This window comes from Jatrophihabitans sp. sgz311053, from assembly GCF_056135305.1.
Window position 1 is genome coordinate 466,533 of sequence record NZ_JBWAXP010000002.1, and the last position, 13,062, is coordinate 479,594.

Consider the following 13,062-nt stretch of genomic DNA (forward strand, 5'->3'; position numbering starts at 1 on the left):
CGAGGCCGGTCAGGCGAAGAGCCCGGTCCGCAGCCCGGAGACCGAAGCCTCGTGACCGAGCAGCCACTTCTTGGCCTCGAGACCGCCGGCGTACCCGGTGAGCGAGCCGTTGGCCCCGACGACGCGGTGGCAGGGCACCACGATCGAGATCGGGTTCTGCCCGTTGGCCAGCCCGACGGCCCGCGAGGCGCCGGGCGAACCCAGGGCGGCGGCCAGCTCGCCGTAGCTGCGGGTCTCGCCGTGCGGGATCTCGGTGAGCGCCTGCCACACCCGGTGCTGGAAGGGCGTCCCGGCGGCGCGCAGCGGCAGGTCGAAGCTCGTCCGGTCACCGGCGAAGTACTCCGCCAGCTGCCCCTGCAGCTCGGCGAAGGCGTCGTCGTCGCGCTCGGCGCCGGCCGGCGGATCGGTCGGGTGCCGGCCGCCGGGCAGGTACAGGTGCGTCACTCCGGCGGCCCCGCCCAGGGCGAGCAGGTCACCGAGGGGGGAGGGGATACGGCAGTAGACGGTCATGCGGTCACGCTCCAGAGATCGGCGTAGAGATGGGCCCAGAGGTGGTAGGTGGCGTACGAACGCCAAGGCGCCCAGTCCGGTCGGCCGCCGTCGAGGCCGACGCCGAGGTCCTCGGCCGCGCGACGGACAACCAGGTCGCTGGTGAGCAGGACGTCCGGATGGCCCAAGATGCGCATGAGCAGGTAGTCCGCAGTCCAGGGCCCGATCCCGGGGAGGGCGAGCAGCGCCGCACGGACCTCGTCGCGATCACCGCCGGGTCCGAGATCGACCTGACCGGTGGCGACGGCCGTCGCGAGGGCGACGACGGCGCGCCCGCGAGCGCGCGGCATCGGCAGGGTGGTGGGGTCCGCCGCCGCCAGGGCCTCGGCTGTCGGGAAGAGCCGCCACTGCTCGTCGAGCTGCCGCCCGTGCTCAGCGACGATGCGCCCGAGCACCGTGCGCGATCCGGTGACCGAGATCTGCTGGCCCACCACCGTCCGCACCGCCGTCTCGAACGGATCGACGGTGCCCGGCGCCCGTAGCCCCGGCCGCTTGGCGACCAGCGGTGCCAGGTGCGGATCGGTGGCGAGCGCGGCGTCCACGGCCTCGGGATCGGCGTCGAGGTCGAGCAGGCCGCGCACCCGCGCCACGACGGTGACGAGATCGCGCAGATCGTCGAGCCGGACCTCGCACCGGACCACGCCGTCGCTCGCGGACAGCGACACCGAAGCGGGACCGTGCGGCGCCGGGAAGACGCGTCGGAAGACGCCGTCGCGATAGCTCTCGACACCGGGAATGGCGTGCGCGCCCAGGAAGTCCAGCACCAGCGAGACCGCCATCGGCTCCCGGTACGGCAGCCGTAGCGACACCGTGCCGGGGGCGCCGACCGCGGACGGCCGGGCCCGCTCCCGCAGCGCCGTGGGCGTGACGTCGAAGACCTCCCGGATGGTGTCGTTGAACTGCCGGATGCTCGCGAAGCCGGCGGCGAAGGCGATGTCGCCGACGGGCAGACCGGTCGTCTCCAGCAGGACGCGTGCGGTCTGTGCCCGCTGGGCCCTGGCCAGCGCGAGCGGACCGGCGCCGAGCTCGGCCACCAGGGTCCGGTGCACCTGACGCTCGGAGTACCCCAACCGCTGCGCCAGCCCCGGCACCCCGTCGCGGTCCACGACGCCGTCGTTGATCAACCGCATGGCCCGGCCGGCGACGTCGCCGCGCAGCCGCCACTCCGGTGAACCGGGCGATGCGTCCGGCCGGCACCGCTTGCAGGCCCGGAAGCCCGCATGCTGCGCCGCCGCGGCGCTGGGATGGAAGGTGACGTTGCCGGGTTTGGGCGTGATCGCCGGGCAGGACGGCCGGCAGTAGATCCCGGTCGTCCGGACGGCGGTGAAGAACCAGCCGTCGAAGCGGGGGTCGCGCGACTGCACCGCCCGGTAGCAGGTGTCGTGGTCGGGGAGGAGCACGTCGTCGAGTCTGCCTCGCCCCTCCGACAGTGGCTGGCGGGAATCGGACATCGCCGTGGCGGCTGGCGATGGCTGCCGCGGCCACATCAGTAGGCTCGGCCCCGTGCGCATTCTGGTAACCGGGGGTATGGGCTTCATCGGCGTGAACTTCGTGCGCTCGACTCTCGCCGCCCGCCCCGACGCCCGGGTCACCGTCCTCGATGCGATGACCTACGCGGCCAACCCCGGCAGTCTCGACGGCGCCGCCGGCGCCGACCGCGTCCGGCTCGAGGTCGGCGACATCGCCGACGCCGACGTCGTCGACCCGCTCGTCGCCGAGGCCGATCTCGTCGTCCACTTCGCCGCCGAGTCGCACAACGACAACTCGCTGCGGGACCCGTCGCCCTTCGTGCGGACGAATCTCGTGGGCACCTTCACCCTGCTCGAGGCGGTCCGCCGCCACGGCACCCGCTTCCATCACATCTCCACCGACGAGGTCTATGGCGACCTCGAGCTGGACGACCCGGCGAAGTTCACCCCGGAGACGCCCTACAACCCGTCGAGCCCCTACTCCTCGACCAAGGCGGGATCCGATCTGCTCGTCCGGGCGTGGGTCAGGTCGTTCGGGGTCGCGGCCACCATCTCCAACTGCTCCAACAACTACGGTCCCTACCAGCACATCGAGAAGTTCATTCCGCGGCAGATCACCAACGTCCTCTCCGGCCTGCGTCCCAAGCTGTACGGCAGCGGGGAGAATGTCCGGGACTGGATCCACGTCGACGATCACAACGACGCGGTCTGGACGATCATCGAGAAGGGCCGGGTCGGCGAGACCTACCTGATCGGCGCGGACGGCGAGTCGGACAACCTCACCGTGCTGCGGACCATCCTGGAGCTGCTCGACCAGCCCGCCGACGCCTTCGACCACGTCACCGACCGCGCCGGCCACGATCTGCGCTACGCCATCGACGCCGGCAAGCTGCGCGACGAGCTGGGCTGGACGCCCCAGTACGCCGACCTGCGGGCCGGACTGGCACGGACCATCGCCTGGTACCGGGACAACACCGCATGGTGGCAGGCCCAGAAGGACGCCGTCGAGCGCAAGTACGCGGAGGCCGGACAGTGACCGCGCCGATGAAGGGCATCGTCCTCGCCGGCGGCTCCGGCACCCGGCTCCACCCGCTGACCCGTTCGGTGAGCAAGCAGCTGCTGCCCGTCTACGACAAGCCGATGATCTACTACCCGATCTCGGTGCTGATGCTCGCCGGGATCCGCGACATCCTGATCATCACGACGCCGCACGACCAGGAGCAGTTCACCCGGCTGCTGGGCGACGGGTCGCAGTGGGGCGTGACGCTCAGCTTCGCCGTCCAGCCCTCGCCGGACGGCCTGGCGCAGGCCTTCCTCATCGGCGCCGACACCGGGTTCCTCGCCGACGGCGACGGAGCAGCGCTCGTCCTCGGTGACAACATCTTCTTCGGTCACGGCATCGGCGGGAAACTCGCCGAGGCGGCCGCGCAGGTCACCGCCGAGGGCGGCTGCACGCTCTTCGGCTACCGGGTGAGCGATCCGGAGCGCTACGGCGTCGCCGTCCTGGACCGGCAGGGCACGGTCATCGACATCGAGGAGAAGCCGGAACGGCCCCGCTCGAACCTCGCCGTCACCGGCCTCTACTTCTACGACGGCCAGGTCGTCGACCTGGCCCGTTCGCTGCGGCCCTCCCCCCGAGGCGAGCTGGAGATCACCGACCTCAACCGGGCCTACCTGCAGCGCGGGCAGGCCCGCCTCGTCGACCTGGGCCGGGGCACCGCCTGGCTGGACACCGGCACGCAGGACGCGTTGCTGGAGGCGGCGCAGTTCGTCCAGGTGCTGCAGCACCGGCAGGGCATCACCATCGCGTGCCTGGAGGAGGTCGCCATGCGTCGCGGTTTCATCACGCCGCAGGAGGCGCTGCGCCAGGGCGAGGCGATGGGCAAGTCCGGGTACGCGCAGTACCTGCGGCGCACCGCCGCCCAGTTCATCGAGGACAACACCTGATGGTCGCCATCGACGAGATGACGGTCGAGACCACCGCCATCGAGGGTCTGCTCAAGATCACCCCGAAGTCGGTGACCGAGGAGCGGGGCACGGTGCGGGAGTTCTTCCGCGCGAGCGCCTACGCCGAGCACGGCGTCCCGGTGCCCGGACAGTGGGCCCAGATCAATCTCACCCGGACCGCGCGCGGTGGTCTGCGCGGCATGCACGGCGAGAACGCGGACAAGCTCATCGGCCTGGCGGCCGGCGAGGCCTTCGGTGCCTGGGTGGACGCCCGGCTGGGCTCGGCCACCCACGGCCGCGTCGTCACCGCCACGCTGCGCGCCGGCGTGCAGCTGTTCGTCCCGGCCGGGGTCTGCAACGGCTTCCAGGCCGTCACCGACTGCGAGTACCTGTACTGCTTCGGCAGCGAGTGGGTGCCGGGCATGGCCGGCGTCGCCTGCAATCCGCTGGATCCCGCGCTCGGGATCGCCTGGCCCGTCACCGGGGACGAGGCCATCATCTCGGCCAAGGACGCGGCCGCTCCTGCGTTCGCGGAGATCTGATGCGCTGGCTCGTCACCGGCGCCGGCGGGCAGCTCGCCACCCAGCTGGAGCTGCAGCTCCGCGCGGCGGGTGAGGATCTCGTCGTCCTCGGCATCGACGACCTCGACATCACCGACGCCGCAGCAGTGGCTGCCGCGGTGGCTGACGCCCGGCCCGAGGTCGTCGTCAATGCCGCCGCGTACACCGCCGTGGACGCCGCCGAGACTGACGAGAGCACCGCCGCCGCGGTCAACCAGGCCGGCCCCGCCGCCCTCGCCGCAGCCCTGCGTGACGGCGGCAAGCTGCTGCACGTCTCCACCGACTACGTCTTCGGCGGTGACGCGAGCCAGCCGTACGACGTCGACGACGAGCCCGACCCGAGGACGGCCTACGGCCGCACGAAGCTGGCCGGCGAGCGGGCTGTCCGCGACGCCCTGCCCGACACCGGTTACGTGGTCCGCACCGCCTGGGTCTACGGCGGCCCGACGAGCAACTTCGTCGACACCATGCGTCGCCTCGAGCGGGAACGGGAGACGGTCGACGTCGTGGCCGACCAGCTCGGCAGCCCCACTTGGGCCCGGGATCTCGCCGCCGGCCTGATCGAGCTCGGCCGCAGCGATGTCCCCGGCGCGACGCTGCACTACGTCAACGAGGGTCAGGCCTCCTGGTTCGACCTCGCCCGCGAGGTCTTCCGGCTCGTCGGCGCCGACCCCGAGCGTGTCCGCCCCACCGACACCGCGTCCTTCCCGCGGCCGGCGCCGCGGCCGGCGTGGTCGGTGCTCTCCACCCGGGCGTGGCGCGACGCCGGGCTCACCGCCCCCCGGCCGTGGCGCGACGCCCTCGCCGACCACCTTGCCGGCGGCGACTGAGGCAGGCGAGGCTGAGGCCGGCTCTCAGCCGGTGTTGCGCAGTCCCGCCGCGACGCCGTTGATCGTCAACAGCAGGGCCCGCCGCAGCTCCGGCGACACCTCGTCGCCCGCCTCGCCGGTGTGCCGTACCCGCGACAGCAGATCGACCTGCAGGTAGGAGATCGGGTCCAGGTAGGCGTCCCGGACGGCGAAGGTGCGCTGCAGCACCGGGGAGTCGTCCAGCAGCTGCTGCTCGCCGGTGACGGCCAGGACCTCGGCCACGGTCCGGGCGTGCTCGTCGCGGACGACGTCGAAGACGTGACGCAGCCGCTGCGGCACCAGCGTGTCGACGTAGTGGGAGGCGATCTCCAGGTCGGTCTTGGCCAGCGTCATCTCGACGTTGGAGACGAAGGTGCCGAAGAAGTGCCACTGCTCGTGCATCTCGGTCAGGACGTCACCGAGTCCGGCGTCGCGGGCGGCGGCCAGGCCGGTGCCGACGCCGAACCATCCCGGCACGATCTGGCGTGACTGCGTCCAGCCGAAGACCCACGGGATGGCACGCAGCCCCTCGATGCCGCCACCGGAGGAAGGTCGCTTCGCCGGTCGCGAGCCGATGTTGAGCATGCCGAGCTGCTCCACCGGGGTGGAGGCGAGGAAGTAGTCGGGCAGGTCGGCGTCGTCGACGAAGGCGCGGTAGGCCGCGTAGGCGGCGTCGCTGACGACGGTCATGCACTCGTCCCAGCGCTCCAGCTGCGCGGCGGGCTGCCGCGGCTTGCGGTGCAGCACGGAGGCTCGCAGCGTCGCCGCCACCGTCAGCTGCAGGTTCTCCCGCGCCAGCTCGGGCAGGGTGTATTTGTCGCTGATCACCTCGCCCTGCTCGGTGAACTTGATCTCGCCGTCCAGCACCCCGTACGGCTGGGCCAGGATCGACTCGTAGGTGGGGCCGCCGCCACGGCCCACGGTGCCGCCGCGGCCGTGGAAGAGCCGCAGCCGCACCCCGTGGCGCGCGGCGACGTCGCGCAGCGTCCGCTGGGCACGGTGGATCTCCCACTGCGAGGTCGCGATGCCGGCCTGCTTGTTGGAGTCCGAGTAGCCGAGCATGACCTCCTGGACGTCACCGCGCAGCGAGACGATCAGTCGGTAGGTCGGGTCGGAGAGGAGGTCGTCCAGGACGTCGCCGGCCTTGCGCAGCTCGTCCACGGTCTCCAGCAGCGGGACGAAGCCGATGCGGGCGAAGGGCTTGCGGGCCCCGTCGGGGCCGGAGCCGTGGACGTCGACGAGCCCGGCCTCGCGGGCCAGGACGACCGGTGCCAGCACGTCGTCGGCCCCGCGGGTCATCGAGACGATGTAGCTCTCGATCACCTCGTCGCCGTAGGTGTCCAGCGCCTCGCGGATCTCGGTGAAGACGGCGAAGGTCTTGGCGCCGGCCTCGTCCAACGGCGGCGGCGAGCCGGCCAGCGGTCGGCGGGACCGCAGCTCACGCGACAGCAGCCGCAGTCGGTAGTCCCGCGGTACGTCGGCGTAGAGCCAGGTCTCCTCGACGAGGCGGTCGACGAGCTGCCCGACGACGTGGTGGTGTGCGTCGGCGTGCTCGCGGACGTCCATGGTCGCCAGGTGCAGGCCGAAGACGGCGACGGTCCGCTCGACCCGGGCGAGCAGCCCGTCGGCGATGAGCTCGCCGTGGTTGGCACGCAGCGAGTCGCCGAGCAACCGCAGCTCCGCCTGCAATTGCGCAGTTCCGAGGTAATCCCGGCCGGGGACGTGCTGCGTGCCGCCGTCCACGCGCTGCCGAGTGTTGGCGATCTTGGCCTTGATGCAGGTCAGCTTGAGCCGGTAGGGCTCGGTGGCGTTGAGCGTCACCAGCCGCGGGTCCACCTCGACGACGGCGAGGTCGGCCTCGACGGAGGCGAGCAGCTCCGGGGTCGCCGCGACCACCGCGGTCGAGGACGACAGCTCCGCGATGAGCGAGTCCAGCGCGCGGTCGACGACGCGCGCGGCGACGTGGTGCTGCAGCCGCAGCACGTCGCGGGTGACGGCCGCGGTGACGTTCGGGTTGCCGTCGCGGTCGCCGCCGATCCAGGTGCCGAAGGTCAGCGGGTGCGCGTCGACGGGGAGGTCGACGCCGTGCCGCCGGGTCTCCTCGGCCAGGTCGTCGGTGAGGACCGGCAGCGTCTCCTGTGCGAGATCCTGCAGGTAGTAGATGACGTTGCGCGCCTCGTCCAGCGGCGTGGGGCGGTTCTGCCGCAGCTCGTCGGTCTGCCACATCAGGTCCACCAGCTCGGCCAGGTCACGGTCCTGGCGCGCTCGGGCCGACGAGCCCGGTGCGGTCTCGCTGCCCAGGACGTCAGCGATGCGGCGGAGCTTGGTGAGGATGGAGCGCCGGCTCGCCTCGGTGGGGTGGGCGGTGAAGACGGGACGGACGGCCAGTCCGTCGAGGGCCTCCCGCAGCGCAGTCGTGCCCACCTCGGCAGCGATGTCGCCGACGGCCCGGGCGAGCCAGCCATCGTCCTCGGCGCGAGTCCGCAGGCCGCGCACCCGCTGCACCTGCTCGCTGATGTTGGCGAGGTGGAAGTACGCCGAGAAGGCGCGGACCAGGACGATGGCGGTGTCCAGCGGCTGCTCGGCCAGCAGCGCCCGGGCCCCGGCGGGATCGGCTGCCGCGGCGTCGGCCGGGGTGTCGAGCTCCTTGCCCCGCTTGGTCAGGGCGCGGACCCGCTCGACGAGGTCGAGGGCGTCCTGCCCCTGCTGGCGGACCAGCGACTCGCCGAGCAGTTGTCCCACCCGTCGAACGTCGGCCCGCAGCTGGGCGTCGGTGTCGGGAGCGTCCGGTCCGGAAGCGTTATCAGCCTGCACCCGGCTCATCCTTCCGTATCGCCGAGCCCGGTGCAGGTAGCGTCGGCGCGGCACGCAGCTCGGAGCCTGCAGGAGGAAGCGTGAAGGTCCTGGTCACCGGCGGTGCCGGTTACATCGGCAGCGTCGTCGCGGCGCGATTGCTCGCCGCGGGGCACGAGGTCGTCGTCGTCGACGATCTCTCCACCGGACACGCCGACGCGGTGCCGCCGGGAGCGGTGTTCCACCAGCTCTCCATCGCCGAGCTCGACCCAGTCCTCGGTGACTGGGGCGTCGAGGGTGTCATCCACCTCGCGGCCCGATCACTGGTGGGCGAGTCCACCGAGCAGCCGGCCCGGTACTGGCGCAACAACGTGATGGGCACGCTGGCGCTGCTGGACTCGCTGCGAGCCCACGGCATCGACCGGCTCGTCTTCTCCTCCTCCGCGGCCACCTACGGCGCCGCGGCGGAGCAGCCCATCCGGGAGGACGCCCCCGCCCGCCCGACCAACCCCTACGGGTCCACGAAGCTCGCCGTGGACCTGCTGCTGCGCGACTACGCGAGCGCCTACGGCATGGCCACGACCAGCCTGCGGTACTTCAACGTCGCCGGCGCCCTGGAGACCGGTACGGCCGCGGCGGGCGTGGGCTGGTTCGGCGAGCGCCACGACATCGAGACGCACCTGATCCCCAACGCGCTGTCGGCGGCGGCCGGGGACGGACCCGCGATGCGGCTCTTCGGCACCGACTACCCCACCGAGGACGGCACCTGCGTGCGGGACTACATTCACGTCGTCGACCTCGCCGATGCCCATGTCGCGGCGCTGTCGCACGGCGCGCCCGGCGAGCACCACGTCTTCAACCTCGGCAGCGGGTCCGGAAGCTCGGTGAGGCAGGTGCTGGACACCGTCGGCCGGGTGACCGGACGTGCGGTCCCCGTCGAGGAGAGCGCGCGCCGGGCCGGGGATCCCCCCGTCCTGGTCGCTGCGAACGACAAGGCGCGAGAGCTGCTGGGCTGGCGGCCGTCCCGCGGCCTCGAGACCATGGTCGCCGATGCCTGGAGCTTCCGGCAGGAGCGTCACGGATCGGCCGCCGACGGCGGGGCCTGAGAACCTCGTCCCCGCGGCTGCGATGCCGTCACGCCGGTTCACCGGGACGGCCCGGTCGACGGCCCACCCCCGCGCGTGGCACGACCGCGCCGGGCTTGATTGAATGACCGGGCACAGAGCTGCACATCGGGGGATTTGCTTTCAGCAGGAACGTGGCTGCTGCGCGCCGGGACGTGTCCGGGCGTCCAGCGGCGACAGCTTGGCTTGCGTGTGGCGTTTCGGGCGTCGCTTATGCACGCAAGCCCGCACGGGGGAGTGGCGTCGCACCAGGCGCACGCTCCCGGCAACACCCTGTGGGTGTCCCGAATGGCGGCGCGGGGCTGGCTGTCACACCGTTCCCCCCGGGGTGAACCGGCCTCGCGCCGTCAGCTGAACTTAGCAGTTACTTCACGTCGTGCCCAGGACGCGGCCGGGCGCGACCGCCCCGGCGTCACCGATGCAGATGTGACCGCCGTGACATGTCGGCCGGCGTGGGCCTCAAAGCGAGTCAAAACGGTGTGTTGCGTGTCGTCATCGGCAGGACGAACGTCCCTGGTTGCTCGCGACACGCGGTGATGCGTCGGAACCGGTTTGAAGTCCCCGGCCCACCCGGATATAACAGAGAGGACACCTGGGGCTTACGCGAACTGGGGGGTTTGCGGGCTGGTGTCGTGAATCGGGGGATTCATGAAGTGTGGTAGCCGTGAGGCTGCCGACGGGGGAATTGCCGTGTTGCGCCCGCTTTCGGGGCGCCACGTTGATCTTGCGTCCGCAGCTGACGTGACGGACCCGCCGCGGTCCGGGAGCTCGGTTGCGGTCGCGACGCGCATGACCGCGACGACCGCTGCGACGACTGCTGCGACGACCTCGGTGCGTCGGGCGCCCGCGGCGACATCGCCGGCGTCGCCGGCGTCGTCCACGCCCCGTCGCGAGGCGCGCGGCAACGCGCACTCGGGCATCACGGCGTACCGCCTCGTCGTCATGGGCCTGGACACCGCCGCGGCGTTCCTCGCCGGCGCAATCGCGCTCGGCCCCGGTCACGTCCGTGCCGTGGACTTCCTGGTCTGCCTGGCCATCGTCATGCTCTGGGCGCCGATCGTCGCGGCGAACGGCGGGTACGAGCGCGGCTCGGTCGGCGCCGGTAACGCGGAGTTCTCCCGCGTCTTCCGCGCCTTCCTGCACGTCACGGCACTCTCGGTCTTCGCGATCTTCGCCCTCGGCCAGCATCCGACCCGCGTCGTGGTGGTGCCGGCGCTCGGGCTGACGCTGCTGCTCACCTGCCTCGGCCGCTTCGCCGCCCGCAAGGTGCTGCACTCGCGACGCCGCCACGGTCGCTCGTTGACTCCGGTCATCGCGGTGGGGGATGCCGACGCCGTCGTCGAGTTCGCTCAGCTGCTGCGTCGTGACCGGTTCGTCGGTCTGGACGTCGTCGGCGCGTGCCTCACCGCCCCGGCGGCACGGGGGACCGCAACGGCGGCCGAGCTGCGCGATCTCGGCGTCCGCGATCTCGGCGCCGTCGCCGACATCGGCGCCGCAGCGCGACGCTTCGAAGCGCCGACCGTGGCCGTTCTCGACGGCGCGGTGGGCTCGGAGCGACTCAAGCGCATCGCCTGGGAGCTCGAGGGCAGCCGCGCCGGCCTCGTCGTCTCGCCCGGACTGGCCGAGCTCGGTGGACGACGCATGCACGTGCGACCGGTGGCGGGCCTGCCGCTGCTGCACGTCGATGAGCCCAGCTTTACCGGCTCCCGGCGGATCGTGAAGCGCGCCTTCGACATCACCGCGGCCGGCCTCGCCCTGATCCTGCTGCTGCCGGTGCTGCTGCTGATGGGGCTGCTCATCCGCACCACTAGCCGGGGACCGGCGCTGTTCCGCCAGACGCGGGTGGGGCGCAACGGCCGGCAGTTCACCATGATCAAGTTCCGCTCGATGTGCGTGGACGCCGAGCAGCGTCTCGCCGAGCTCAGCGGAGGTGACGACGGCAACGGGGTGCTCTTCAAGATGCACGCCGATCCGCGCGTCACCCCGGTCGGGCGGGTCCTGCGCCGGCTCTCGCTGGACGAGCTGCCGCAGTTGATCAACGTCCTCACCGGATCGATGTCGCTGGTGGGGCCGCGGCCGCCGCTGCCCAGCGAGGTGGCGCAGTACCACGACGAGGCGCACCGCCGGTTGCTGGTGAAGCCCGGTCTCACGGGGCTGTGGCAGGTCAGCGGCCGCAGCAACCTCAGCTGGGAGGAGTCGATCCGGCTCGACCTGCGCTATGTCGAGGACTGGTCGCTGTCGCTGGATCTGATCGTGCTGTGGAAGACGGCGAGAGCCGTGCTCAAGGCCGAGGGCGCGTACTGACCTACGCGACAACGGCTGTTTTTCGGGGGACTCGGGGGAGTTTGCAATGCGGATCGCACTGGTGGGAACTCGTGGCGTGCCGGCTCGGTACGGCGGTTTCGAGACGGCGGTGGACGAGGTGGGCCGTCGCCTGGTGAAGGCGGGCCACGAGGTTGTCGTGTACTGCCGCCGCGCGCCCGGTGAGGGAGCCGACGCGCCGCTGCCGCGCGAGTTCGAGGGCATGGAGCTGGTGCACCTGCCGGCTATGCGCAAGAAGGCGCTCGAGACCCTCAGCCACACCGCGCTCTCCACGGCGCACCTGCTCGCCCACCCCGTCGACGCCGCCATCGTCTTCAACTCGGCCAACGCGCCGTTCGTCCCGCTGCTGCGCTCGCGAGGCATCCCGGTGGCGACGCACGTCGACGGCCTGGAGTGGAAGCGTTCGAAGTGGCAGGGCGCCGGTCGCGCCTACTACCGCGTCGCCGAGTCGATGGCGGTGCGGTGGTCCGACGCTCTCATCGCCGACGCCGAGGGCATCGCCGACTACTACCGCGCCGAGTTCGGTGCCGAGACCACGATGATCGCCTACGGCGCGCCCGTCGTGGCGGCCCGGCAGGCGCACATCCTGCGTCCGCTCGGACTGGAGGCCCGCGGCTACCACCTGGCGGTGGCGCGCTTCGAGCCGGAGAACAACGTGGACAAGGTCGTCGAGGGCTACGTCCGCAGCAACGCGACCCGTCCGCTGGTCGTCGTCGGTTCCGCGCCGTACGCCACCGAACACATCGAGCGCATCCACGCCCTGGCTGACGACCGGGTCCGTTTCCTCGGCGGTGTCTGGGACCAGGACCTGCTCGACCAGCTCTACGCGAACGCCTTCACCTACCTGCACGGACACTCGGTCGGCGGCACCAACCCGTCGCTGCTCCGCGCGATCGGGGCCGCGGCGCCGACGCTGGCCTACGACGTGAGCTTCAACCGCGAGGTCCTCGGCGCGGCGGGTCGCTACTTCGGCGATGTCGACGGTGTCCGGCAGCTCGTCGAGGCGGCCGAGGCCGACCCGGCGGCCACCCGCGAGCTCGGCCTGGACGGTCGGGTGCGGGCCGCGGCCTACGACTGGGACGACGTCGCCTCGCGTTACGAGCTGCTCTGCCTGCGGCTGGTCCGCGACGGCGTCACCTCTCGCCGCAAGACGGGCCGCCCGAGCGGACGGCGCAACGGGATCGACGTCGACGCCTTCCTGCGGGTGGAGGCCGCCGCGACGGCGGCACGGGTCGAGACGCTGCCCGCCGGCAACCGTCGCGACGAGGTCGTCGAACTGCGCAAGGCAGGCTGAGCCGCTCGCTGCGGCGACGTCAGCATTGGCAAGATCCATTTCGTCGTTGCCATTTCCGGACGCTGCGTTTCGCATTCTGCGAACGAATTCGATAAGTGGTCGCTGAGGGACCAAGGTCTGCCCGCTCGGCCCGAAATGGACATACTCGACATTGAC

At 71.8% G+C, this 13,062-nt stretch carries 10 protein-coding genes; 7 read left to right on the forward strand and 3 right to left on the reverse strand.

Going from position 1 to position 13,062, the window contains the following annotated elements:
- Nucleotides 1–9: 9 nt before the first annotated feature.
- Entirely contained in the window at nucleotides 10–510 is a 501-nt protein-coding gene (locus tag AC0NZQ_RS11195) for a methylated-DNA--[protein]-cysteine S-methyltransferase (RefSeq protein WP_474529904.1), read from the reverse strand.
- Nucleotides 507–1,949 carry an AlkA N-terminal domain-containing protein gene (locus tag AC0NZQ_RS11200; RefSeq protein WP_474529905.1) on the reverse strand — a complete coding sequence of 481 codons (1,443 nt, stop codon included), beginning with the start codon at nucleotides 1,947–1,949 and terminating at the stop codon, nucleotides 507–509. Before AC0NZQ_RS11200 ends, AC0NZQ_RS11195 begins: the two co-directional genes overlap by 4 nt.
- Nucleotides 1,950–2,052: 103 nt before the next feature.
- Between AC0NZQ_RS11200 and rfbB the strand changes: the two genes are divergently transcribed.
- Genes rfbB through rfbD form a run of 4 tightly spaced genes read left to right on the forward strand, consistent with a single transcriptional unit; the run spans nucleotide 2,053 to nucleotide 5,355 of the window.
- Nucleotides 2,053–3,054, forward strand: coding sequence for a dTDP-glucose 4,6-dehydratase (gene rfbB, locus AC0NZQ_RS11205; RefSeq protein WP_474529906.1), 1,002 nt, complete (start codon nucleotides 2,053–2,055; stop codon nucleotides 3,052–3,054).
- Nucleotides 3,055–3,062: 8 nt separating this feature from the next.
- A complete protein-coding gene (rfbA, locus tag AC0NZQ_RS11210) occupies nucleotides 3,063–3,965 on the forward strand; it encodes a glucose-1-phosphate thymidylyltransferase RfbA (protein ID WP_474531375.1) in 903 nt (300 codons plus the stop codon).
- Nucleotides 3,965–4,507 (forward strand): dTDP-4-dehydrorhamnose 3,5-epimerase family protein, encoded by a 543-nt coding sequence (locus AC0NZQ_RS11215; protein ID WP_474529907.1) that lies wholly within the window; start codon nucleotides 3,965–3,967, stop codon nucleotides 4,505–4,507. Before rfbA ends, AC0NZQ_RS11215 begins: the two co-directional genes overlap by 1 nt.
- On the forward strand, nucleotides 4,507–5,355 hold the full coding sequence (gene rfbD, locus AC0NZQ_RS11220; protein WP_474529910.1) for a dTDP-4-dehydrorhamnose reductase: 849 nt from the start codon (nucleotides 4,507–4,509) through the stop codon (nucleotides 5,353–5,355). The genes AC0NZQ_RS11215 and rfbD overlap by 1 nt, the downstream gene beginning before the upstream one ends.
- 24 nt (nucleotides 5,356–5,379) lie before the next feature.
- Here the strand turns inward: rfbD and ppc are convergent, their stop codons facing one another.
- Nucleotides 5,380–8,196 carry a phosphoenolpyruvate carboxylase gene (ppc, locus tag AC0NZQ_RS11225; RefSeq protein ID WP_474529911.1) on the reverse strand — a complete coding sequence of 939 codons (2,817 nt, stop codon included), beginning with the start codon at nucleotides 8,194–8,196 and terminating at the stop codon, nucleotides 5,380–5,382.
- A 71-nt stretch (nucleotides 8,197–8,267) separates the two neighbouring features.
- On the opposite strand from ppc, the gene galE reads away from it, so the two are divergent.
- The 3 genes from galE to AC0NZQ_RS11240 all read left to right on the forward strand — a co-directional run bounded on the left by galE (nucleotide 8,268) and on the right by AC0NZQ_RS11240 (nucleotide 12,906).
- The gene (galE, locus tag AC0NZQ_RS11230) at nucleotides 8,268–9,272 is read left to right on the forward strand and encodes a UDP-glucose 4-epimerase GalE (protein WP_474529914.1); all 1,005 of its coding nucleotides are present in this window, start codon (nucleotides 8,268–8,270) and stop codon (nucleotides 9,270–9,272) included.
- A gap of 807 nt (nucleotides 9,273–10,079) precedes the next feature.
- Nucleotides 10,080–11,594 (forward strand): sugar transferase, encoded by a 1,515-nt coding sequence (locus tag AC0NZQ_RS11235; RefSeq protein WP_474529915.1) that lies wholly within the window; start codon nucleotides 10,080–10,082, stop codon nucleotides 11,592–11,594.
- Between the two features lie 46 nt (nucleotides 11,595–11,640).
- Nucleotides 11,641–12,906, forward strand: a complete 1,266-nt coding sequence (locus tag AC0NZQ_RS11240) for a DUF1972 domain-containing protein (protein WP_474529916.1) — start codon at nucleotides 11,641–11,643, stop codon at nucleotides 12,904–12,906.
- The last annotated feature ends 156 nt before the right edge of the window (nucleotides 12,907–13,062 follow it).

Coding starts and splice junctions, on each gene's coding strand:
- AC0NZQ_RS11195 (WP_474529904.1), bottom strand. CDS start 510: ATGACCGTCTACTGCCGTATCCCCTCCCCCCTCGGTGACCTGCTCGCC.
- rfbA (WP_474531375.1), top strand. CDS start 3,063: ATGAAGGGCATCGTCCTCGCCGGCGGCTCCGGCACCCGGCTCCACCCG.
- AC0NZQ_RS11215 (WP_474529907.1), top strand. CDS start 3,965: ATGGTCGCCATCGACGAGATGACGGTCGAGACCACCGCCATCGAGGGT.
- rfbD (WP_474529910.1), top strand. CDS start 4,507: ATGCGCTGGCTCGTCACCGGCGCCGGCGGGCAGCTCGCCACCCAGCTG.
- ppc (WP_474529911.1), bottom strand. CDS start 8,196: ATGAGCCGGGTGCAGGCTGATAACGCTTCCGGACCGGACGCTCCCGAC.
- AC0NZQ_RS11235 (WP_474529915.1), top strand. CDS start 10,080: ATGACCGCGACGACCGCTGCGACGACTGCTGCGACGACCTCGGTGCGT.
- AC0NZQ_RS11240 (WP_474529916.1), top strand. CDS start 11,641: ATGCGGATCGCACTGGTGGGAACTCGTGGCGTGCCGGCTCGGTACGGC.